The 22,686-nt window shown below is 66.7% G+C and carries 22 protein-coding genes; 3 read left to right on the top strand and 19 right to left on the bottom strand.

Annotated elements, in window-relative coordinates:
- Window positions 1-3 precede the first annotated feature (3 nt).
- Window positions 4-363 carry a hydroxyisourate hydrolase gene (gene uraH / locus OE647_RS15005; protein ID WP_263722561.1) on the top strand — a complete coding sequence of 120 codons (360 nt, stop codon included), beginning with the start codon at window positions 4-6 and terminating at the stop codon, window positions 361-363.
- On the opposite strand, the gene OE647_RS15000 is transcribed toward uraH, so the two are convergent.
- From OE647_RS15000 to OE647_RS14920, 17 genes are all read right to left on the bottom strand, one after another.
- Window positions 364-1,059, bottom strand: a complete 696-nt coding sequence (locus OE647_RS15000; RefSeq protein WP_263722560.1) for an ABC transporter ATP-binding protein — start codon at window positions 1,057-1,059, stop codon at window positions 364-366.
- On the bottom strand, window positions 1,060-1,758 hold the full coding sequence (locus OE647_RS14995; RefSeq protein ID WP_263722576.1) for an ABC transporter ATP-binding protein: 699 nt from the start codon (window positions 1,756-1,758) through the stop codon (window positions 1,060-1,062).
- Window positions 1,755-2,699, bottom strand: coding sequence for a branched-chain amino acid ABC transporter permease (locus OE647_RS14990; RefSeq protein ID WP_263722559.1), 945 nt, complete (start codon window positions 2,697-2,699; stop codon window positions 1,755-1,757). Before OE647_RS14990 ends, OE647_RS14995 begins: the two co-directional genes overlap by 4 nt.
- On the bottom strand, window positions 2,696-3,577 hold the full coding sequence (locus OE647_RS14985) for a branched-chain amino acid ABC transporter permease (protein ID WP_263722558.1): 882 nt from the start codon (window positions 3,575-3,577) through the stop codon (window positions 2,696-2,698). Before OE647_RS14985 ends, OE647_RS14990 begins: the two co-directional genes overlap by 4 nt.
- 61 nt (window positions 3,578-3,638) lie before the next feature.
- Window positions 3,639-4,934: an ABC transporter substrate-binding protein gene (locus tag OE647_RS14980; protein WP_412174961.1), complete on the bottom strand. Its 1,296-nt coding sequence runs from the start codon at window positions 4,932-4,934 to the stop codon at window positions 3,639-3,641.
- A 94-nt stretch (window positions 4,935-5,028) separates the two neighbouring features.
- Window positions 5,029-6,408 carry a hypothetical protein gene (locus OE647_RS14975; protein WP_263722557.1) on the bottom strand — a complete coding sequence of 460 codons (1,380 nt, stop codon included), beginning with the start codon at window positions 6,406-6,408 and terminating at the stop codon, window positions 5,029-5,031.
- A gap of 57 nt (window positions 6,409-6,465) precedes the next feature.
- On the bottom strand, window positions 6,466-8,820 hold the full coding sequence (locus OE647_RS14970) for an aldehyde dehydrogenase family protein (protein ID WP_263722555.1): 2,355 nt from the start codon (window positions 8,818-8,820) through the stop codon (window positions 6,466-6,468).
- Between the two features lie 8 nt (window positions 8,821-8,828).
- Window positions 8,829-9,803 carry a deoxyribose-phosphate aldolase gene (deoC, locus tag OE647_RS14965; protein ID WP_263722554.1) on the bottom strand — a complete coding sequence of 325 codons (975 nt, stop codon included), beginning with the start codon at window positions 9,801-9,803 and terminating at the stop codon, window positions 8,829-8,831.
- Window positions 9,804-9,938: 135 nt separating this feature from the next.
- Window positions 9,939-10,256, bottom strand: coding sequence for an N-acetyltransferase (locus OE647_RS14960; RefSeq protein WP_263722553.1), 318 nt, complete (start codon window positions 10,254-10,256; stop codon window positions 9,939-9,941).
- Window positions 10,257-10,478: 222 nt separating this feature from the next.
- On the bottom strand, window positions 10,479-11,153 hold the full coding sequence (locus tag OE647_RS14955) for a DUF1523 family protein (protein ID WP_263722552.1): 675 nt from the start codon (window positions 11,151-11,153) through the stop codon (window positions 10,479-10,481).
- Window positions 11,154-11,160: 7 nt separating this feature from the next.
- Window positions 11,161-11,436, bottom strand: coding sequence for a hypothetical protein (locus OE647_RS14950; protein WP_263722551.1), 276 nt, complete (start codon window positions 11,434-11,436; stop codon window positions 11,161-11,163).
- The gene (locus tag OE647_RS14945) at window positions 11,433-12,779 is read right to left on the bottom strand and encodes a DUF6638 family protein (RefSeq protein WP_263722550.1); all 1,347 of its coding nucleotides are present in this window, start codon (window positions 12,777-12,779) and stop codon (window positions 11,433-11,435) included. The genes OE647_RS14950 and OE647_RS14945 overlap by 4 nt, the downstream gene beginning before the upstream one ends.
- Window positions 12,776-13,267, bottom strand: coding sequence for a hypothetical protein (locus OE647_RS14940; protein ID WP_263722549.1), 492 nt, complete (start codon window positions 13,265-13,267; stop codon window positions 12,776-12,778). The genes OE647_RS14945 and OE647_RS14940 overlap by 4 nt, the downstream gene beginning before the upstream one ends.
- Window positions 13,267-15,207, bottom strand: coding sequence for an AAA family ATPase (locus OE647_RS14935; protein ID WP_263722548.1), 1,941 nt, complete (start codon window positions 15,205-15,207; stop codon window positions 13,267-13,269). Before OE647_RS14935 ends, OE647_RS14940 begins: the two co-directional genes overlap by 1 nt.
- A gap of 76 nt (window positions 15,208-15,283) precedes the next feature.
- On the bottom strand, window positions 15,284-16,411 hold the full coding sequence (locus OE647_RS14930) for a hypothetical protein (RefSeq protein ID WP_263722547.1): 1,128 nt from the start codon (window positions 16,409-16,411) through the stop codon (window positions 15,284-15,286).
- Window positions 16,411-16,791: an Imm10 family immunity protein gene (locus tag OE647_RS14925; protein ID WP_263722546.1), complete on the bottom strand. Its 381-nt coding sequence runs from the start codon at window positions 16,789-16,791 to the stop codon at window positions 16,411-16,413. The genes OE647_RS14930 and OE647_RS14925 overlap by 1 nt, the downstream gene beginning before the upstream one ends.
- Window positions 16,792-17,868 carry a hypothetical protein gene (locus OE647_RS14920; protein WP_263722545.1) on the bottom strand — a complete coding sequence of 359 codons (1,077 nt, stop codon included), beginning with the start codon at window positions 17,866-17,868 and terminating at the stop codon, window positions 16,792-16,794.
- A gap of 153 nt (window positions 17,869-18,021) precedes the next feature.
- Between OE647_RS14920 and OE647_RS14915 the strand changes: the two genes are divergently transcribed.
- Window positions 18,022-19,308 (top strand): acetylornithine deacetylase/succinyl-diaminopimelate desuccinylase family protein, encoded by a 1,287-nt coding sequence (locus OE647_RS14915; RefSeq protein ID WP_263722544.1) that lies wholly within the window; start codon window positions 18,022-18,024, stop codon window positions 19,306-19,308.
- Between the two features lie 81 nt (window positions 19,309-19,389).
- Here OE647_RS14915 and panC read toward each other — a convergent pair whose 3' ends face one another.
- Together panC and panB are read right to left on the bottom strand one after the other, a co-directional pair.
- Complete coding sequence (gene panC / locus OE647_RS14910; protein ID WP_263722543.1) at window positions 19,390-20,229, bottom strand: pantoate--beta-alanine ligase; 840 nt, start codon at window positions 20,227-20,229, stop codon at window positions 19,390-19,392.
- Window positions 20,226-21,050, bottom strand: coding sequence for a 3-methyl-2-oxobutanoate hydroxymethyltransferase (gene panB / locus OE647_RS14905; RefSeq protein WP_263722542.1), 825 nt, complete (start codon window positions 21,048-21,050; stop codon window positions 20,226-20,228). Before panB ends, panC begins: the two co-directional genes overlap by 4 nt.
- 159 nt (window positions 21,051-21,209) lie before the next feature.
- Here panB and OE647_RS14900 point away from each other — a divergent pair, with 159 nt between their 5' ends.
- Entirely contained in the window at window positions 21,210-22,679 is a 1,470-nt protein-coding gene (locus tag OE647_RS14900) for an ABC transporter substrate-binding protein (RefSeq protein WP_263722541.1), read from the top strand.
- Window positions 22,680-22,686 lie beyond the last annotated feature (7 nt).

Below are 22,686 nucleotides of genomic sequence, written 5' to 3'. Positions count from 1 at the left end.
ATCATGTCCGAGGGCTATCTGACGACGCATGTTCTGGACACCGCACGGGGCGTGCCTGCCGCGGGGCTTGAGATCGAGTTGTTCCGGCTTGAGGGCGGTGCGCGCCAGCCCTTGGCACGGATGCGCACCAACAGCGACGGCCGGACGGACGGGCCGATCCTGCCCAAGGGCGATTTCGCCACAGGAGCATATGAGCTGGTGTTCCATACGGGCGCCTATCTGGATGCGACGGGTGCGCCGCCGGAGGCGCCGCGTTTCCTCGACGTGATCCCGATCCGCTTCGGCATCTCGGACGCGGCGGCGCATTATCATGTGCCGCTTCTACTCTCGCCCTTCGGCTATTCGACCTACCGCGGCAGCTGATCACACGCCGACATAGGTGGCGAACTGCGGCGCGGCGGGCGTCAGGCCCGCGGCATCGACCGTTTCGGCCACGGTGCCGCCGGTCATGAAGGCCACGCGATCCGCGACCGAGAGGACCGCATCGACGCGCTGTTCCACCAGGATCGTGGCGACGCCGGTGGCCTTTAGCGCCACCACCGTGTCGCGGATGAGCGCGATCATCGAGGGTTGCAGCCCCTCGGTCGGCTCGTCCAGAAGCAGCACCTTCGGCTCCAGGCAAAGCGCGCGGGCGATGGCCAGCATCTGCTGTTCGCCCCCCGACAGGGTTCCGGCGGCCTGGCGCAGACGTTCGCGCAGGCGCGGGAACAGGCTCAGCACCTCTTCCCGCGTGCGGTGGCCGCGCTGCCGGGTCATCAGGCCGATCTCGATATTCTCCGCGACCGTCAGCTCCGCGAACAGGCGGCGGCCCTGCGGCACGTAGCCGATGCCGTGGCGGGGCACCTCATGCGCGGGAAGGTGGCCGATATCCACCCCGTCGAGGACGATCGACCCCGCCGAGGCCGGAACCAGCCCCATGATGGTCTTGAGCATGGTGGACTTGCCCGCGCCGTTGCGCCCCATGACGCAAAGCACCTCGCCCGAGCGCGCCTCGAGCGTCAGGCCGCGCAGGACCTGGACCGCGCCGTAACCCGCATCGATGCCCGTCAGCGTCAGCATTCAGCCCCCCAGGTAGGCGGCCTGCACCGCCGGGTTGGCCCGGATCGCCTCGGGCGTGCCGGTCGCGAGGACCTCGCCGAAGTTCAGGACGGTGATCCGCTGGGCCAGGTCCATGACCACGTCCATGTTATGTTCGATCAGCAGCACGGTGGTCTCGGGCACGATCTGGCGCACGAGGTCCTTGAAGGTCTCGATCTCGGCATTGGCGAGGCCCTGCGTGGGCTCATCGAGGATCAGGAGCCGTGGTTGCAGCGCCAGGCCCATGGCGATCTCCAGCACCCGCTGGTGGCCGTAGCTCAGCGTCCCGGCGATCTGGCCCGCGCGCTCGGCAAGACCGACGCGGGACAGGGCGGCCTGCGTCTCCTCCGCCAGGTGGCCGCCGCGGCGCTGCACGGCCAGCGCCACGTTGTCAAAGACCGTGAGGTTGGCGAAAACCTGCGTGATCTGGAAAGTGTAGGCGATGCCACGCCGGACCCGGCGGTGGGCGGGCATCCGGGTGATGTCGGCCCCATCGAAGCGGATCGAGCCCGATTGCACCGGGATGCGGCCGCACAGAAGGCTGACAAAGGTCGTCTTGCCCGCGCCGTTCGGGCCGATCAGGGCGTGGATCTCCCCCTCCGCCAGGGTGAAGTCGACCCCGTCCACGGCCTTGAGGCCGCCGAAATGGCGGGTCAGGCCGCGCGCCTCCAGCAGCGTCACGGCAGCCATTTCAGCCACCTTTCCCTGAGCGTGCCCAAGATGCCCTTTGGCGCGAACAGGACCAGAAGCACCAGCGCCACGCCGACGACCAGAAGGCTCGCCGTGGTAACGGCACTGGAATAGTCGATCAGGTAGAACATGAGGAGCGCACCGACGAAGGGCCCCAGGACCGTGCCCGCCCCGCCCAGCAGGACCCACAGAAGCGGCAGGATCGAGTACTGGGTCGAGGCGAGGCTCGCGCCCACATAGCCGAAGAGCAGCCCGTAGGCCGCCCCCGCCGCCCCGGCATAAAGGCCCGAGATCACCAGCGCGGCAAGCTTGCGCGCATAGGGGTCGTAGCCCAGCATCCGGCTGCGCTCCTCGTTCTCGCGCAGCGCGATCATCACCCGTCCGCTGGGCGACCGGACGAGCCAAAGCTTCAGCACCAGCCCGGCGGCGAAAAGCGCGAAGGCCGCGAAATAGCGCGGCAGGTCGGCGGACAGGTCGAAGCCCAGAAGCACCCGCGCCTCGCGCGCGATGACGATGCCTTCGTCGCCGCGCGTCCAGGCGGTGTTGTAGAGGATCGTCAGATAGCCCGCCTGGGCGAACATCAGCGTCACGATCATGAAGGCCACGCCCTGCGTGCGCAGCGCCAGCAGGCCGACCACCCCCGCCATCGCACCCCCGGCCAGCAGCCCGGCGATGGCCGCCGGACCCGCCGCGGCACCTGCGTGCTGAACCAGCATCCCGGCACCGTAAAGCCCCGCACCGAAGAACAGCGCGTGCCCCAGGCTCAGAAGCCCCGTGTAGCCGAAGGCGATGTTGTAGCCCATGGCGTAGGTGGCCAGCACCATGACCTTGGCGAAGTTGGTCAGGTGATAGGCGGGCAGCAGCACCCCGCCCGCCGCCAGCAGGGCCAGCGCGGCCAGGTGAAGCGCCCAGATCCTTGCGCCCGCACTCATAGCGCCCGCCTTCCGAAGAGGCCCTGGGGCCGGAAGACCAGCACCAACGCCACCGCCAGTGTCGCCACGATCTTGGCCAGCGTCGGCGCGAAGAAGGTGGAGATGACGCCGTCCGAAAGCCCGATCAGAAGCGCAGCGATCACCGTTCCGCGCAAGGACCCCAGCCCGCCGATGATGACGACGATGAAGGACAAGAGCAGCGGATCGGTACCCATCAGGTAATGCGCCTGCTGGATCGGCACGATCAACACGGCGGCGAGCGCGGCAAGCCCGCCCCCCAGCGCGAAGACGCCGGCATAGACGCGGTCCACATTGATGCCGAAGGCGCGCGCGGTTTCGCGGTCGTACTGCGTTGCCCGCATCACGAGGCCCACGCGGCTTTTCGCCAGAAGCCGCCAGACCCCCAGAAGCACCACGGCCGAGGCCGCCACGACCGCGATCTTGTAGCCCGAATAGCCGAACCAGGGCAGTTGGACGCGCAGGTTGAAGGGCGCGGGCACCGGGCGCGCATCGGGGCCGTAAAGCGACAGCGCCGCCTGCTGGAGGATATAGAGAAGGCCGATGGTGGCGACGATCGTCGCCTCCGGCTCATAGTTCAGGCGCTTGAGGACCGTCATGTCCGCAAGCGCCGCGATGGCGCCCACGAAGAGCGGGCAGAGGATCAGCGCGGCGGCAAAGCCCACCACGGGCGGCCCCGGCACCCATTGCGACACGAACCAGGCCGAGACGGCGCCCAGCATGAAGAATTCCCCATGCGCGACGTTGACGACCCGCATGATGCCGAAGACAAGGCTGAGACCGACCGCCGCCAGTGCCAGCACCGCCGAGGTCACCATGCCCTCCATCAGGGCCAGAAGCAGGAAAGGTCCGAAGCTCACGCAGGTCTCTCGGCGTCAGGGTCGCGGGGGCGACGGCCGCCCCCGCGTTGTAGGTACGGGATCAGAACGACTGCGTGGTGTAGTCGACCTCGTCCGGGTAGTACCCGTCCTCGAGGCTGGTCCGGTGGACGCGGATCAGCTTGCCGCCCTGCACCTGCGAGATATTCTGGTGCCCGAATGCCTGGTGGGTCTTGCCGTTGAAGGTCTTGTCGCCCTGCGGATGTTCGCGGCTTTCCGCGAACGCCGTCATCGCCTCGATCGCCTCGACCAGTTTCTGGCGGTCGGCCGGACCCTGGTAGCCTGCGGCCTCCATGCCCGCCTTGATGACAAAGAGCGTCTCCCAGACCGAGAACATATGCGCATAGGTCGCCACGTCCGCCGGATCGGTGACCGAGGCGCCGTTGTCATCGACCCCCACCGCGTTGCGGTAGAACACCTCATGCTCGGAGGCATCGGCCTGCTTGTAGCGCGGATGCGCCTCCCAGAAGTGCGAGCCTTCGAGGAATTCAAGCCCCGGCGAGGCGATGTCCACCGCTTCGAGCGAATCGATGAAGCCGAAAAGCTGCGGGCGCGCGCCCGAGCCGTAGAACTCCCCCAGCTCCTTCACGAAGGTCAGGACGGCGGGGCCGACCATGACGTGGTAGATCACCTCGGTCTCCGCCGGGATCTGCGGGAAGTAGCGGGTGAAGGAGGTCTCGGTCGGCGGGATCGCGATCTGGGCGATGACCTCCCCACCCTGCGCGGCGCAGGCGGCGGTGAAGTAGTCGCGGTGATCGTGGCCGAAGGCGAAGTCGGGGAAGATCATCGTGACCTTCTTGCCGAGGTTCTGGGTCACGAAGGGCGCCATGCCCTGCACCTGGCTCTTCACGTCGGTGATGCCCGGCTGAAGCGTCCAGCGGTTCAGCATGCCAGAGGCGACGTGGTGCCCCTCGGAGCAGACCAAGTAGGGTACCTTCATCTCGGCCGCGCGCGGTGCGGTGCCGATCACGACGTGGGAAAAGAGCGCGCCGAACACCAGATCGCAGTTCGACTGCGTGGCGAGCTTGCCGAAGACCTCGGCGCCGCGGGCCGGGTCGGTCCCGTCATCCTCGAACAGGATCTCGACCGGGCGGCCGTTGATGCCACCGGCTTCGTTCAGGACGTTCAGCGCGGCGGTCGCGGTCCGTTCGTACCACCGGCCGTAGGAGGCGCCGATGCCCGTGCGGTGAAGCTGGAAGCCGAGTCGAATGGGCTCTGCGCTTTGCGCATGGGTATAGCCGGGGAAGAAGGTGGGCAGCGCCAGCGCCCCTGCGCCCGCCGCCATACCCCCGAGAACCGAACGCCGGTTCGGGGTCTTTCCGATCAGTCTGGATGTCATCGGTCATCTCCGCTGCTGGAACCCGGCACGTGGCTTTCATCGCCCGCGCCTTGGGTCAAGATTGTGCGTACACGAACAAAAAGTCCATGCCTTTCTACCCTGAGGCAGGTGCTGACAGGAGCCACAGACCGAAGACGGTGTAAAGCACCATCAGCGCGGCGACCGGAAGCTGTGCGATTTTGCGGTTCTCGGCACCGGACGTCTTCGCGATATGGGCGGCGAGGAAGACCGCCAGCAGATGGGCCGTCAGGATGATCGCCCACTGTGCCTGCCAGATCAGACGGACGGAGCTTTCCCGCGCAAGGAACCCGAACCCCACCCAATGCTCCGGCAGTCCAAGAAGCGCCCAGCCGCGATGAAGGGGATCGTTCAGGGCCACCAGAACGTACTGGCCCGAGGTCAGAAGCGCGACGAGGTAATGGGCGATGTGGTAGCCCGTCGCGATGGGCAGGAAGGACAGCGCATAGGGTCCGGCGGCGCGGGCGAACCCTTGCGTCCCCGTCCCGGCAAGGGCCAGTTCCGCCCGGATCGCCGCGGCGATCAGCCCGGCCATCGCGGCCCAGGTCAGGAAAAGCCCGGCGCTGTTCACCCCCATGACCGCCGAGCGCCCCGGCACGTCGAGCGGGTTGATGCCGATCCACGCCAGCCACCAGAAGGTCTCATGCAGCCCGTCGAAGCTGACGGAGGCCAGGATCGCCGTCACGAAGGCCGCCTGCGACAGCGTGAGCGGCGCCATCGCGACGATCTGCGCGCCCGGCCAGCCAAGGCGCAGGACGACCCGGCCATCGTGCCGCTCGGCCCAAAGAGGCGATATCTTCGACACGAAGGCGAAATAGACGCTCAGGAACTCCCCCCGCTCCAGCCAGTCCTCGCCCTCGGCGGTCGCGAGGGTCAGGATGACGAGGTAATAGACCAGCGCCGCGCGGGCGAGCACGGCCGGATCGGCCGGGGCAAGCGACACGATCTCGAACCAGGCGAAGGCGAGGTAGCCGGCGACGGCGGGCCAATGCCCCAGGCGGGACAGGCCGATGCCGCCGCGCAGCCCCAGCACCCCGCGCAACGCGCGCACGGGGCCGCGCCAAGGGTCCAGCCCACGCCAGAGGTTGCCAAACACCGCGACAGCCAGCGTCAGCGCCACCCAAAGGACGACCCAGACCGTCAGCGTCAGCAGATTGCCATAGGGATCGCGGCTTCCGAAAAAGCCGATGGCGATCAGCGCCGCGAGAAGCGCGGCGGCGCACCAGCTGCCCGGATCGGACGGCACAGCGCGGCGCGACAGGAGCACCATCGATCGCGGTGCCGGCAGGCGGGGTGCCACGGCCACCATCAGCGCCGAAAGCGCCACGGCGATCCCGGCGCCGATCACATAGGGCCCCGTCGGCAGAACATGGAGGATCGCGCGCTGCGTCGCATGCGCCAGCGCCGCGCCCGGCACCCACATGATCGTTAAAACCAGGACCGCCAGCCGCACCATCACCGCCCCCTTCGGAGCCGACCTTGGCCGAATGCGGCGACGCGGGCAACCGATGCCTTATTCGCCGTAGGGCACCCAGATGTTCTTGATCTGCGTGGCGCGGCTCAGGAAGCCCCGGCCCTGACCCTCGGCCCCCAGCCAGTCGCGGTTCTGGACCCGCCAGGTCACCTTGAGGTTGCCCGCGCTTTCGGCCTCGACCATCCGCGCGCCCTCGGGGCTGCCGCAGTACCACATGGCGGCCACGTCGTCATGGGCGGCGAGCGTCTTTGCCAGGTCGTCGCGCGGGCCGGTGACGATATTGACCACGCCGCCCGGAAGGTCCGAGGTGTCGAAGACCTGGTAAAGATCCGTCGCGGACAGGGGCATGTTCTGCGACGGGACCGCCACCACGCGGTTGCCCATGGCGATGGCGGGCAGGATCAGGCTGAGAAGCCCCAGAAGCGGCGCATCCGTCGGGCAGGCGATGCCCATCACGCCGAAGGGCTCGGGCATCGCCAGCGTCACATGCGCGGATTTCGTGGCGTGGACGGCACCGTCGAACTTGTCGGCCTGCGCGGCGTAGTAGAAGGCGCGGCGGATGGCGGTCGCCACTTCCTCTGCCGGTTTCGGGGATCCGGCGGACTTCAGGCGCAGGGCGAACTCCGCCTCGCGCGCGGCGAGATTCTCGGCCAGGTAGTAAAGCACCTGGGCGCGGTTGTGCCCCGTGGCCCTGCCCCAGCCCGCGGCCTTGTGCGCGGCCTCGACCGCGTTGCGGATGTCCTTGCGGCTGCCCAGACCGGCCAGCCCGATGACACCGCCCTTGCCCCGCACGGCATAGGAATAGCCGCTGTCCGGGCGCTTCTGGGCGCCGCCGATGTAGAGCTTTGCGGTGCGGTCGATCGGTTCGACCCCGGCAGGCGCCTCCGGCACGGGGCCGGTTTCGAGCGTGACCGGCGCGGATTCCGCCTTGGCCTTGACCGGTGCCTCCGACAGGTATTCGCCCACCCCCTCGCGACCGCCCTCACGGCCAAAGCCGGACTCGCGGTAGCCGCCGAAGCCTGCGCCCGCGTCGAAGATGTTGGTGGCGTTGACCCAGACGACGCCCGCCTTCACCCTGGCCGCCACATCGAGCGCGAGGTTGATGTTTTCCGACCAGACCGAGGCCGCGAGCCCGTAGCGGGTGTTATTCGCCAGTTCCACGGCCTCATCGGGGGTGCGGAAGGTCGTCAGCGTGGCGACGGGACCGAAGATCTCGACCTCAGACACGATATTGGCGGGGGCGACATTGGTGAAGAAGCCCGGGGCGAAGAAGCTGCCCCTCGAGGGCAGCTGGCACGGCGCCTGGTGAAGGACGGCGCCCTCCGCCTGCCCCTGGGCCACAAGGTCGCGGATGCGGGCCAGTTGCACCGGATCGACGATCGCGCCGATGTCCGTGGACTTGTCGAGCGGGTCGCCAAGGCGGAGCTTGCCAAGCCGCGCGGTCAGGCGTTCGGTGAAGGTCCCCGCGATGCCCTCCTGCACCAGGATGCGCGAGCCCGCGCAGCAGACCTGGCCCTGGTTGAACCAGATCGCATCCACCACGCCCTCGACCGCGCCGTCGATATCGGCATCGGCGAAGACGATGAAGGGCGACTTGCCACCCAGTTCCAGCGTCAGCTTCTTGCCCGTGCCAGCGGTGGCCTTGCGGATCGCGCGCCCTACCTCGGTCGAGCCGGTGAATGCGATCTTGTCAACATCGGCGGCGACCAGCGCCGCGCCCGTGGCTCCGTCGCCGGTGACAATGTTCACGACGCCCTTGGGCAGGCCCACCTCGGCACAGATTTCGGCGAAGGCGAGCGCCGTCAGGGGCGTGTATTCGGCGGGTTTCAGGACCACGGTGTTCCCGGCGGCCAGCGCGGGCGCGATCTTCCACGCCAGCATCAGAAGCGGGAAGTTCCAGGGGATGATCTGCCCGCAGACCCCTACGGGTCCCTGGCCGGGGAATTCCTCGGCCAGCATCTCGGCCCAACCGGCGTGATGGTACAGGTGGCGCGCGACTAGCGGCACGTCGATGTCGCGCGTTTCCCGGATCGGCTTGCCGTTGTCGAGGGTTTCGAGCACCGCAAGGAAGCGTTCCCGCTTCTGGATGTGGCGGGCCAGTGCGTAAAGATGCCGCGCCCGGTCGTGGCCCGACAGCTTCGACCAGCGCGGAAGGGCCGCGCGGGCCGCCTTCACGGCGGCGGCCACGTCAGCCTCTCCCCCCTGAGACACGCGGGCCAGAAGGTCGCCCGTCGCGGGGTTCCGGACCTCGAACGTCGTGCCCGGCGGGGTGAATCGGCCATTGATGTAGTGCCCGAAATCCCCACGGGCAGAGAGCCATTTCAGCACCTCCCCCGCCGCTTCCGGGGCCGGTCCGTAATCCATGGTTTCGAGAATGTCAGAAACGGATGGCATGGGGCCCCTCATGCAAGCGCGTGACGCGAGGACGCGGCGTAGCGCCCGGTCACATGATGTTCCAACTGCCGTTCAATGTCGCCCAGCATCGACGACGCGCCAAGACGGAAGAGGTCGGGCCTGAGCCAGTCGTTGCCCAGTTCCTCCTTCATCAGGATCTGCCAGGCGATCGCGTCCTTGGCGGTCTTCATGCCCCCTGCGGGCTTGAACCCGATACGGAAGCCCGTCCGCGCGCCGTAATCGCGCAGCGCCCGCGCCATGACGAGCGAGACCGGAAGCGTGGCGTTCACCCCCTCTTTCCCGGTCGAGGTCTTGATGAAATCCGCGCCCGCCTGCATCGCGACCATCGAGGCCTTGTAGACATTGCGCAGCGTCTTCAGGTCGCCGGTGGCGAGGATCGCCTTCAGATGCGCCGCGCCAGCGGCCTCCCGCATCGCGGCGACCTCGTCGTAAAGGGCGCTCCAGTTGCCGTCCAATACATGGGCGCGGGTGATGACGATGTCGATCTCCTCCGCGCCCTGGTCGACGGCGTAAAGGATCTCGGCCAGCCGCAGGTTCAGGGGCATGAGGCCGGCCGGAAACCCGGTCGCGACCGAAGCCACCGGGATACCCGACCCGGCCAGCGCCTTGACGGCTGTCGAGACCATGGTGGGATAGACGCAGACCGCGCCCGTCGTCACGCGGTCAAGCCCGAGCCCCACCAGGATGCGATCGGCCAGCGGCTGGCGCGCCTTGGCGCAAAGCCGGCGCACCCGGTCGGGCGTGTCGTCCCCCGACAACGTCGTCAGGTCCATGCAGCGGATCGCGTTGACGAGCCAGGCCGCCTGCCATTCCTTCTTTACCGTCCGCCGGGTCGTCAGCGTGGCTGCCCGCCGCTCGGCTGCCGGGGTGTTGACGGCGATATGATCAAACCAGTCGGGCGTCAGAGGGACACCCGGGTTACGCTCGTTCCGGGACAGGGAATGGACCGCTTCGGCCTGCATGGGCATGTCCTTGAAGATGCGCTTGCGCGCCTATCCTAGCGCGTCACGCTAGCGAAAGTCGCGTCCCTTCGCAATCACGATACTTGACCTTTTGGTCAATTTTTCAAAGCCTGCAACGGTTGACTACCAGGCCCCTCAGTCCTTCAGCATCAAAAGCCATTCAGCGTAGGGTGCACTCCAGTCTCTTCTGACGACGGATCGCTTTCCGCCATAGCGATAGCCAAGCTTGCGATAGAAGGCCTGTGCCGCGACGTTGGCATCCCAGACGGTCAGACAGATCCCGCGCGGACCGCGGCGGGTGTCGGCGACCCAGAGCTTGGAATACGACAATGCAGAGTCAGCGCCATTCATGCGCGATACGGTGTAGCCCTCGACGGGCGTTCCCGACGGGGCCGACTTGGCGAAGAGCGCTCGGACAAAGCCTGCGCTGGCAATATCCATCAACACCAGCATTACCGGTGTATCGCGTTCAGAAGCCTGTCGAATCCGAGCGCCTGACATTGTCTTTCCCTCATGCCCTGAGGGCGATAGCGGTTCACGCCACCCCCCGAACCACGCGCCTGCCGGCGCGTGTTCCAAAAGAGTATCACAGCGTGTCGGGCCTGCCGCGCAACAATCCACGGCGGCGGCATCGCTGGCCTTGCGGGCGCTTCGCGGCGCGCGCCCGGTACCGCACTACCGGCGCGGCTTGCTTTTCCAAGTGCCGAGCCAGGCCCTGAACCGCCCCCAGATCCCGCGGGCCTTGGCCGTCGCCTGATCGGCCTGCGCATCGACGCTGTCCCAGGCCTCCTCCACATCCTCGATCACCGGGTCGATCATGCGTTCACGGAACTGGAGCCACATGCGCCGCAGCATGAAGAGGATGAAGGCCAGGAAGGTCAGGATGACGATGTTGACCCAAGGGATGATCGTCACATCGGGGCCCGCCACGGGCTTGATGCCGACCGCGTTGGGGAAGGTGGAGAAGTAGACGTTGCGCCAACCATAATGGGTGACCGACACCCATTGCGGCGCGGCGGAGGTGGATTTCAGGTCCTCCGCCTCGGTCTGGAGGTTGGCGGTGTCGAACTTGAAATACGGCGGCCAGTGCCAGCCAGTATCTTCATTGCGGTAGACGCGCGGGTCGCCGTCGGCATCGACCGCCTGGATGAACTGCACGTCGCGGTTGATGAGCCCTGTTGCCTGGTCATCCGGCGTCGCCCAGAAGATCCGCGTCCAGTCGTCCAGGTCCTGGCGTTCCTGGTAGGTGTTCACGATCCGGACGATGTCATGCTGCGGCAGCGTGTAATGGAAAAAGCCGAAGACGATCAGCGCCAGAAGCGTCAGGATGGTCCATTTCGCGTATTTCATCTTCGCCTCAGGTGTCATTCAGATAAACAAGGAGCAGCACGATCACGGTGGGGATCACATAGACCAGCCAGATCAGCTTGCGCCTCAGGCTCTTGCGGTAGTCCTGCAAACCCGCCTCGATATAGGCATCGCGCGCGGCCGGATCATCCCCGGAGACCGGGTCGTCGTCCCATTCCCTCTCCAGCCGCTCCCGCTCGACCGAGCGCGAGTAGACCGACAAGAGGAAATAGGCGGCCGTCATGCCGATGAAGCCGAAGACGGCAAGCCGGACGAAGGCGATCATCTGCGTTCCCTCCTCACCGCGCCCCAGGGGCCGACGACCTCGACGATATCGCGATCCCAGGGGCCGACGGTCATCCGCGGCTCATCCCCGAACAGCGCGCGCCGCGTGCCATCCTTGTCCATCTGGTATTCACGGGCAAGGAAGTCGGCGACATAGGCCTTTTTCGCCTCGGGCCAGCTACGGTAGATGTCGTAGAACAGTTCCTTGTGGCAGATGAAAAGCTGCCGGATGTCGAGTGGCGACAACTCCGCCAGAAGCATGTTCACCAAATCGCGGTCCTTCGACGGGCGGGCGCGCAGGGTGTAGAAATAGGCCGGGTGGCTGGGGCCGATGCGCGGGCGCCTGCCCCCCGTCTCCACCCAGCGCAGGAGCGCGGCCAAGCCCTGGAACGCCTCCGGCAGCCGGGGCCCCAGCGCGGTCGCCACCTGCCGAAGCTCCCGCCTTGTGCCGGCGCCGGTCTCCAGCCCCAGCCGCGTCGCGGCATCGACCAGGATGAAGTCCATCTTCTGCCGGAGGATCGCGCCCGCATCGAGCCCCCGCGCGCCCACGATCGGCTCCACCAGGTCATTGAGGTCAAGAAACTCCGCAACCGCGCGATGGTCGGAGAGATCGAGCACATACTTCATCGGCAGCGTGCCCAGCGCCGCACGCGGACCGACGGAGATCAGCGCCGGGTGTTCGACATCGCGGAACAGGTAGACGCCGCCGAAATGCGCGGTCCAGAAGTTGCCCTGATCGAAGGTCGTAGATTTCAGGCTGACCGGGTTCTTCGTCACGTCGCCGGTCTTTTCGGCCAGCCCGATCATCTCGGCGATCAGCACATCGTCCCACCAGCCGTCCTCCTCGGTCCGGAACCGTTCGATCAGGCCCGCGAGCTTGCGCCCTTCGGCAATGTGGTTGCCGGTGGTGTCGGCCACGACGGTGACGCGGCGGATGTCGAACAGGCGCTTCGGCTCGGTCAGGTCGAAGACGGTGTTCTCCAACTCCCCCGCCACGGCGTCACGGGCGGTCAGGGTGAACAACTCCGCCTCGTTCTCCTCGATGAAGCGGGTGAGGATGCCGCGAGAGGTCGAGAACTTGGCATTCAGCAGCGGCGCGGTCTTCTGGTCGGTCGTCAGCAGGATGAACTGCCGGTTGCAGCCGTTCGGGTTGAGGTAGAGGTCATCGCCCAACTCATCCCCGATCTCCGGCGAATAGCCCGACAGGTCGATATGGAAGTCCGTGAGGCCTGTGGTCTGCCCCGTCAACGCCTTGAGCGCGCGGTTATACCGCTCCACCAGCGCGGGGCTGTCCACCGCGATGAGGTTGCCGAACATGAGGCCTTTGGCGATGAGGCGGTTCATTGGAGCCCTCTTTCTAGCCCCAATCGGTCAAGAGTTTCCTCCCACATCCGAGCTACCGCGTTCACACAGTCGGGTATTTCGCGATATTGACCGTCGTGCAGAACATACCAAAACTGATGCTCCTGCTTTCCCGCCATCAGGGCATTCAGGTCTAAACGCAAGGCTAGAATCCAGTGTTTATCTGTGGGATTTTTCTTTAGATCATAGTGCCTTGATCGGTTGGCAAGATCACGGCAAATGGACCACTCGGGTCGATCCGCAAGCAATTGATCGATCTCGACCTTTTTGACAGAGCCAGTTTCAATTAACCATTCTCGTAGAGAGTGCGCCCACAGAAAGTACGCTAGGACGAAATCTACCGCTTCATCGTTTGCATAGTTAAGAGGCCCCTTTGCGTAGCGAACGGCACGCTCTTGCCAACGACGCATACGTTTATAGTGGCCGATCCAGCCTTCGTAAGTGTCAAAACTCTTGTGAAGCGGCGTCATCACCCCCGCCCCTCCAGATACCGTCTCTTCGCCTCTTCCATCCGCCGCATGTCGCGGACGGCGCCCTCGATGGCCACCTCGTCGGACTTGTCGGCGTAGCGGAACTCGCTGTCGGCGTAGCGGTTGATTTCCTGTACCACCATCTCGACCGTGATGGGGCGGCGCAGCTCTCCGATCATCGCGCGCTTTTCGTCGTAGGGCTTGAAGAGGAACAGATCGGGGTTCTCCATCCATTCGTCGGGCAGTTCGAAGTCCATCGCGCGGACCTTGACCGCGTCGGTGATGTTCTTGATCGCGCGGCCGGTGAAGCGGTCGTCCGCCTCCTGGATCGCCTTGAGGTAGGTGCCAAGCTTGGCGATGGTGTCCAACTCCCCAATCCGCCCCCGGACCGCCTCATAGACCCGCACCAACCCGTCCTCCTTGGGGCGGGAATGGGTCTCGAAGCTTTCGGCCACCGCCCGCTTGATCTCCTGCGCGGCGTAAAGGTCGTGATCGCCCAGCTGGATCGTGTGGTTGCGCCCCAGCAGCAGCGCGAGGATGTCGATGTAATCCTCCCGCGTTTGCGGCCCGTCCACCAGGAACCGCGCGCCCGCCCGCTGGCGCAGCGCGTCGTCCACGTTCTCCGGGTAGTTCGAAAACATGCCGAAGGTGCAGTTGCCGCGCACGACGGTGTTGGCGCCGGCGAAAGCCTCCATCAGCACCGCCGTGATCTCCTGCTGGCCGGCAGAGGACTGGCGATCCCCGCGCTTGCCCGCGATCTGGTCGATGTCGTCGACGGTGCCGAAGCCGATGACAGAGGGGTCCATGACGGCCTGGATGAAGGCCTTGGCGTTCTGCCCCGACTTGCCCTGGTAGCTGTCCACGTTGTCGATCGACAGGTTCTGGTAGCGGAAGGGGTATTTCGCGGCCTGGCAGTAGTCGTTCAGAAGCCCCGCCATCATCTGGATCAGCGTGGTCTTGCCCGTCCCCGGCTTTCCGTCGCCCATGAAGGTGAAGATGAAGCCCCCCATCTCGGCGAAGGGGTTCAGGCGCTTCTCGAAGTCATAGGCCATCAGCATCTTGGCCAGGCGCATCGCCTGGTACTTGGCGATATGGTTGCCCACGACTTCCGAAGGTTTCTTGAACGCCATGACCAGTGCGGTCCCCCGCGCCTTGCGGGCAGGCTCGAAGCCGGAAATCGGGAAGTCGTCGGCCTTGACGCGGTAGTTGGCGCCGGTGAAGGCCGCCAGCCTCGGCGCGCCCTCGGCCCGCGCGCGCACCTTGTCCATAAGCTGTTCCGCATAGCCCAGGATCGTCGCGACCAGAAGCGTCTCATTCGTCGCATGCATCCCGATCTTCTGGTCCAGCTCCCACAGCGCCCCGTGCAAGGCGAGGGGCGCGTTGTCGGTCAGCACCTCCTCGGCCGCTCCGACCTCCACCGCCTGCTCGCTCGCCTGCGCGGCCAGAAGGAAGGCCATCGCGTTGCCGAAGGTATAAAGCACCGCCAGCGCCTCGGCCGCCAGAAGTTCCGAAAACTCAACCACCCGTTCACGGGGCAAGCGGTTCTCCAGGTTGGCCTTCTTCAACTCGATCAGCGCCGTCTGACCCGCGAAATGCTCCCCAACAGCCAGCGCGATCGAAAGCGCCCGGCGCAGCCCATGTGCGACCGCCGCCTGCGTGGCCGAGGTCAAGGGATCGTCCCCGTCGGTCTCCGCGATCCGGTCCAGAAGGCGCACCCCTTCGGCCCGCGCCATTGACCGCGTGACCAGCCCGGGCGTCGTCGACCGGAAACGCCGCTGCATCGAGGCGACCTCGGGCGACTTCTCCGCCGACGTCAGGCTCAGCCGCGGCGTGCCAAGGCGGGGCGTGTGGTCGATCCCCATCAGCATCTCCGTCGCCGCCGGATAATGCCCCCGGATCTCCTCTTCCTTAAGCTCCATCTCGTTCAGCGGCGTCGTCATCGAAAGCCCTCGATCCTGTTCTTCTTTTCACAAATATCCTCGGGGGGTCCGGGGGGCAGACAGCCCCCCGGCGCCCTCAGCCATAGACCAGCACCCGGCCCTCGCGCCCCACCACGAACTTCCGGACCGACCGGAACCCCTCCGGGTCCTTTTCCGCCAGCACCTGGAAGGGCCGCTGCGGCAGGATCAGCGACCGCGTCACGCGCGTGGCACCCGTCTCGGCGCCCATCCCGGCCAGCGGATCCAGGCGGAAGACCTGCCGCTCGGTCGTGGAAAACCAGCCCTTCTCGACCTCCACCCGCTCGCTCTCCAGATCCTCCACCGTCCAGGCCAGTGCCCAGTCCTCGCCCGCGGGCGACCGCGCCTCCTCCAGCACCTCGCGGATCGGGCCGGTCTGCAGCGTGAAGGCCGAAGAATACATCGGCCCCAGGTGCAGGCGGCGCAGACGCTTGGGGTGCAGGTCGGCAAAATCCGCATCAAAGCCGCGGGCAACGGTCAGCAGCTTCAGCCCGCCCGCCGACTGCGCAAGAAGATGCGCCTGCGCCTGCGGCCAACGCCCCTCGTCAAGCGGCAACGCCTTGCGCCCTGAATCCTCGACATCCATCAGGTAAAGAACCGGCACGTTCAGCTGGCTGTCATAGACGCCCCAATGCAGCAGGAACCCCCGCCGGCCCGAGGGCGCCTCGCCCGTGAACTGCGCCTCGGGATGCATCTGCGCGAAGTAGAGCCCTCCCTGCGCCAACGCCTCGTAGTAAAGCCGCTGCGACATCGCGTATTGCAGCCGGGTGGGCACCACCCGCTCGCCCAGGATCTGGCGCACCATCTCGTCCTTGAGGCGCGCCGCGTCCGGCATCCCGGCCAGATGCTTTCCCGCCTGGGCCGCATCGTTGGCCATGGTCACGATCTCCTGGAAGATCGGGAAGCCGCTTTCGTGCAGGTCGATGGTCAGGTGCCGCTGCCCGATCCCCGCGATCCGGCCGGAAACGAGGTACTTCAGGCTCAGCGCCTTGAAGCTCGCCGCGATCGCGCGGACATAGGCCTCCACCACATCGCTTTCGAGCGCGGAAAGCGCCCGGTCCCGCTCCATCGCCTCCGCGACCCCGGCAAGGCGGCGGGTGATGTGCTCGAACTTGGCGAAGTAGCGCCGCGCGGCCAGGTCGTCGTCCAACGCCTTGTGATCTGTGGTCAGGTCAAGCTCGGGCATCAGATCTCCTTGACGTCAACCCCGGCAATCGCCGCCAGCCGCAGGGTCATCGCCCGCGCTTCGGCATCCGCGTCCGAGGTCAGCACGACCATGCCCGGGACACCCGCGGCGCTTTGCCCCTCCGGCGAAAGGGCGATCTCGATAACGCCGCCGGGGCTCAGCCGGATCGCGGCGACGGCGCGGTAGGCGCTGTTCGATGGGTCATCCAGTTCGACGTGAAGCCCCGTGTGCCCCAGGTCGATGTCCTGCTGTTCGACCATCCGGGCGGCGGAAACCACAACGTAGCGCTCCTGCCCAGTGTCATCGCGCCACTGAAAGCCGACGCCAAGTGTGAATTCGTCGTCGATGACACCCGACCGCGCCGGCACGATCCTCAGCATCTAGCCCCCATACAGGTTCTTGTCGTGCTTCTCGACGATCGCGGCGAAGCGCCGGGCGAAGCGTTCGTCGGCCTTCGCCTTCTGCTCCAGCACCTTGCGGGCGAAGACCATCTGGTCCTCGTGGGCCTCCATCATCTCGGCCATGCGCTGGTTGGTCGCGGTACCGATCCCGGCCATGGCGGCCTGCGCCTCCTGGTCGGTCTTCACTCCAATCTCGTTGATCCGGTGCGCCACGTCCTGCTGCTGCGCGGTCTTGAGGGACTTCGTCAGCGCATCATAGAGCACCACCCGCTGGCGCGTGTCGGTCTGAAGCTTGTTGATCAGCACCATCTGCGTCGCCGCCTGGTTCTGAAGGCTGTCGACCCAGGTCTTGCCCTTCTCGATATAGCGCTCCAGCGTCTGCGACTTGGCAAGCTTCACCTGTTCGTCCTGCACCATCGCGTTGTAGCGGGTGTTCAGCGCGGCCAGCTCGCTTTCCAGTTTGGTGCGGGCGGCCGCGTCCTGTTCGACGCTGATCTTGTTTTCCAGTTCGATCAGCCTGGGGTCCATCGCAAGGATCTCGGCGCGCAGGCTCTCCAGCTCGCCCACCGTCGCCTCGCGGTCCGAAAGGGTCTCAGTCAGGTTCGCCTCAACCCGGCTCTTGTGGTCGTTCAGGACCGCAAGCTGGCCCTCCAGCAGCTTCACGATCACGTCCGACTTGCCGATCAGGTCCTGAAGCTTGTCGTCGATCGAGGCGCCCCTCAGCCGCTCCTGCCGCAGCGATTCCGACTTGCCGCGCGAAAAGATGCCGACGAAGCTTTCCCAGCCCGTCTTGTTGCGCATCTCGTCGAAGTCCTTCGAAAAGCCCGCCGTCACGTCGTCAAGCCCCATGATCAGCTCGGCGATGTTGGCGTTCATGACCTCGGCATGGCGGTGCACATCGGCCAGCGTCGCGTTCTCGATGTCGATCGAGATGTCGTCGCCCGTCTTCAGCTTGGAACGCGCGCTGTCGATCCGGCCCGTCAGATCCGCGATCTTGGCCTGCGCGTCCGCGACCTGCCTCTGGCTTTCGCGTATCTGTGCGTCGAAATCGGCCATGTGGTCCTCCGATGTTAATTCTCGTTACAATATGTGCGCCCCGATGCCGCAAGGAAGGGCCGTATGAGGGGAATATTCCAGAACCGCTCCCCCCCGTCACCCGCCAATCGCGCGCGGCTTGCAGCTTGGCGGGCCGGGCGCTAGCGTCCTTGCATGGATGATGCGCTGGGAACACGGATTGCCGGGGAAATCGCCGCCCGCCGCGACGACCTGATCCGGCTGACGCAGGATCTGATCCGCATTCCCACGCTCAATCCCCCGGGCCGCAACTACCGGGCGATCTGCGATTACCTGGCCGCGCGCCTTGCCGCGTCCGGTTTCTCGGTGGAGTTGATCCGGGCGGAGGGCGCACCTGGCGACGCGCCCGCACACCCGCGCTGGAACCTCGTCGCCCGGGCCGAGGGGGCAGCCCGGGGCGACTGCGTCCATTTCAACTCGCATCACGACGTGGTGGAGGTCGGCCACGGCTGGACCCGCGATCCGTTCGGGGCGGAGATCGAGGGCGACCGCATCTACGGCCGCGGCGCCTGCGACATGAAAGGGGGCCTTGCGGCCTCGATCATCGCGGCAGAGGCCTTCCGGGCCGCCTGCCCCGGCCATCGCGGCGCCATCGAGATCTCCGCCACCGCGGACGAGGAAACCGGCGGCTATGGCGGCGTAGCTTATCTGGCCGAACAGGGCCGCTTCTCGCCTGAACGGGTCCAGCACGTCATCATCCCCGAGCCCCTCAACAAGGACCGCATCTGCCTTGGCCATCGCGGCGTCTGGTGGGCCGAGATCGAGACCAAGGGCCGCATCGCCCACGGCTCCATGCCCTTCCTCGGCGACAGCGCCGTGCGCCACATGGGCGCGGTCCTGGCCGAGATGGAGGCGACCCTCTTTCCCCTGCTCGCCACCAAGCGGACCGAAATGCCCGTCGTGCCGGAAGGCGCGAAACAGTCGACGCTCAACATCAACTCCATCCACGGCGGCGAGAAGGAGCAGGAGGAAGGCTACACCGGCCTGCCCGCGCCCTGCGTCCCCGACCGCTGCCGCATCGTGATCGACCGCCGCTACCTGATCGAGGAGGACCTCGCCGAGGTCAAGGCCGAGGTGACAGCCCTGCTTGAGCGCGTCAAGGCCGCGCGCCCTACCTTCCAGTACGACATCCGCGACCTCTTCGAGGTGCGCCCGACCATGACCGAGCGCGACGCGCCCGTGGTCCGTTCCACCGCCGCCGCGATCGAGCGGGTGCTCGGCCGCCAGGCAGGCTACGTCGTCTCCCCCGGCACCTACGACCAGAAGCACATCGACCGGATCGGCCGGCTTCGGAACTGCATCGCCTACGGGCCCGGCGTGCTTGACCTCGCCCACCAGCCCGACGAATGGGTGGGGATCGGCGACATGACGGACAGCGCGAAGGTCATGGCGCTGGTCTTGGCAGACCTTCTCGCGCCCTGATCTTCTTCTTTTTCCAAATGCCCCGGGGGTGTGGGGGCAGCGCCCCCACCCGGGTCCGGGGCACGAGCCCCGGAAACCCGCTCACACCTCGATGTTGTCGATCAGCCGCACGGCCCCAAGCGTCGCCGCTGCCAGAAGCCGTACCGGGGCGGTGTGGGCCTCCAGCGGCTCCAGCGTCTCGGCGCCGCGCAGGTCCAGGTACTCCACCGCCGCGAAACCCGCTGCCAGAACCTGCGATCGCGCCGTCTCAAGCGCCTCCGCGACCGGGGCGCCCGCCCGGATCGCCTCCGCCGCGCGCTGCATCGCCTGGTGCAGGGCGGGCGCGACCGCCCGCTCCGCCGCCGTCAGGCGCACGTTGCGCGACGACATCGCCAGCCCGTCCTCTTCCCGGATCGTCGGGCAACCGATGATGTGGATCGGAATGTTCAGGTCCCTGACCAGCCGCCGCACGACCTGCAACTGCTGCCAGTCCTTCTCGCCGAAGAAGGCGCGGCCCGCCTGGGTCATGCCGAAAAGCTTCGTCACAACGGTGGCCACGCCGTCGAAATGACCTGGGCGGAACGCCCCCTCCATCGGCGCCGAGATCCCCGCCACCGTCACCTTCGACGCAAAGCCGCCCGGATAGACCTCCTCCGGCCCCGGCGCGAACAGCACGTCCACCCCGTCAGCCTCCAGAAGCGCCAGGTCATGCGCCTCGTCGCGGGGGTACTTCGCGAGGTCGTCGGCATTGTTGAACTGCATCGGGTTGACGAAGATCGTCACGATCACCCGGTCCGACTGCGACCGGGCCGCCCGCGCCAGGCTCAGATGGCCGTCATGCAGCGCCCCCATGGTCGGCACCACGCCGACAAGCGCGCCCGCGCGCTTCCAGCCAGAGACCTTTTCGCGCAGGGCCTCCGCGCTGCGGATCACTTCGGTCATGCCGGCGTCTCCATGGCGAAGACATGTTCGGGGGCCGGGAAGCGGCGCGCGCGGACATCGGCGGCATACTCCGCGATGGCGCGATCCGCATCGGCCCCAAGCTCGGCGTAGCGGCGCACGAATTTCGGGCGGAACTCGGTGAACATGCCCAGCATGTCGTCCACGACCAGCACCTGCCCGTCGCAATCGGCGGAGGCACCGATGCCGATGGTGGGCACCTCCAGCGCCTGCGTGATCTCGCGCGCGAGCGCGTCCGGCACCTTTTCCAGAACGACCGAGAATGCCCCTGCCGCCGCCACCGCGGCCGCGTCCCGGCGGATCCGGTCCGCATCGGCGCCCCGGCCCTGAACACGGTAGCCGCCCAACTGATTGACCGCCTGCGGCGTCAGCCCGACATGGCCCATCACCGGAATGCCGCGCGCGGTCAGGAAGGCCACGGTCTCGGCCATATGCGCGCCGCCCTCAAGCTTCACGGCGGCGGCGCCCGTTTCGGCGATCAGGCGCGCGGCGTTGCGGAAGGCTTGCTTCGGCCCTTCCTCATAGCTCGCGAAGGGCATGTCGATGACCATGAGCGCCTGAGCCAGCCCGCGCGCCACCGCCTGCCCGTGCAGGATCATCATCTCCATCGTCACGCCAAGGGTCGAGGGTAGCCCGTGCAACACCATGCCGACGCTGTCGCCCACCAGGACGATGTCGCAATGCCGGTCCACGAGCCGCGCCATCGGGGTTGTGTAGGCCGTCAGAACGACAAGCGGGGCGCCGCCCTTGCGCGCCCGGATATCGGGCGGCGTCGCGCGCCTCTGGTCTGACATCGCGCTCATCGCGGTCCCTCCCCTCGCAATTGCAGGGGCACTTTAGCTGCGATGCAGCATTGCTGCCAGCCTTTCGTGGAGGCCTCGGGACTTGATCGGGGCGCGAATGCCCGACACAGTCGAGCCAGCCGCCCGCCACCGGACGCGGGCCGGAGGGAGGGATGCGAGATGCTGAACCGACTGAGCCTGAGCGCGTTTCTGGCGATGACCGCAGGGACGGCCTTTGCTGCGCAGGACACGATCACCCTGGGCATGGTGCTGGAGCCGCCAAACCTCGACCCGACCGCAGGGGCCGCGGCGGCCATAGACGAGGTCGTATATGCCAATATCTTCGAGGGCCTGACGCGCTTCGGCCCGGACGGCTCCGTCCGTCCCGCGCTTGCCGCAAGCTGGGATGTGGAGGACGGCGCCAGCACCTATGTCTTTCACCTGCATGCGGGCGTGACCTTCCACGACGGCACGGCGATGGATGCGGAGGACGTGAAATTCTCGCTCGACCGCGCGCGGGCCGAGGACAGCGCCAATGCGCAGAAGGCGCTCTTCGCGGGGATCGAGACGGTGGAGGTCATCGACCCGCTGACCGTCAAGGTCCGGCTTTCCGCGCCGAACGGCAACTTCCCCTTCAACATGGCCTGGGGCGACGCGGTGATCGTCGCGCCCGAATCCGTCGAGACCGATGCGACGGCCCCGGTCGGCACCGGCCCGTTCCGGTTCGCCGAATGGGTGCAGGGCGATCACGTCACGATCGAGCGCAACCCGGACTACTGGGGCGAACCGGCGGCGCTGTCGAAGGCGACCTTCCGCTTCATCTCGGACCCGACGGCGGCCTTTGCGGCGATGATGGCGGGCGATGTCGATGCCTTCCCGAACTTCCCCGCGCCCGAGACGCTGCCGCAGCTGGGCGCCGACCCGCGCTTCCGGGTCATCGTCGGCTCGACCGAGGGCGAGACGATCCTGGCCATGAACAACAGGCAACCGCCACTGGACGATGCCCGCGTGCGTGAGGCCATCGCCCATGCGATCAACCGTCAGGAAATCATCGACGGCGCGATGTTCGGCTACGGGACGCCCATCGGCACGCATTTCGCGCCGCACAACCCCGATTACGAGGATCTGACCGGGCTTTCGGCCTACGACCCGGAACGGTCGAAGGCGTTGCTGGCCGAGGCCGGCGTCAGCGACCTGAAGCTGCGCCTGGCGCTGCCGCCGCCGACCTACGCCCGCCGGGGCGGAGAGATCATCGCCGCCCAGCTTGCCGCCGCGGGCATCGCGACCGAGATCACCAATGTCGAATGGGCGCAATGGCTTGAGCAGGTCTTCAAGGGCAAGGATTTCGACCTGACCATCGTCAGCCATACCGAACCCGCCGATATCAACATCTACGCCCGGCCGGATTACTACTTCCAGTATGGCAAGACCGAATTCGTGGCGCTGATGGACCGGCTGAACCTCGCGACCGACGCGGGCGAACGCAGCGCGATCCTGAAAGAGGCGCAGGAGATGATCGCGAAGGACTATGTCAACGGCTACCTCTTCCAGCTGGCCAAGACCGGCGTCGCCAACGCCAAGATCGAAGGGCTTTGGGAAAACGCCCCGACCCAGGCCAACGACCTGACCGCCGTCCACTGGACAGAGTGATGGCGAC

Origin of the sequence: Albidovulum sediminicola, assembly GCF_025751575.1 — a bacterium.
GTDB classification, from domain to species: Bacteria; Pseudomonadota; Alphaproteobacteria; order Rhodobacterales; family Rhodobacteraceae; genus Albidovulum; species Albidovulum sediminicola.
The sequence above is the reverse complement of the archived record's forward strand: the minus strand, read 5'-3'. Positions and strand labels throughout refer to the sequence as shown.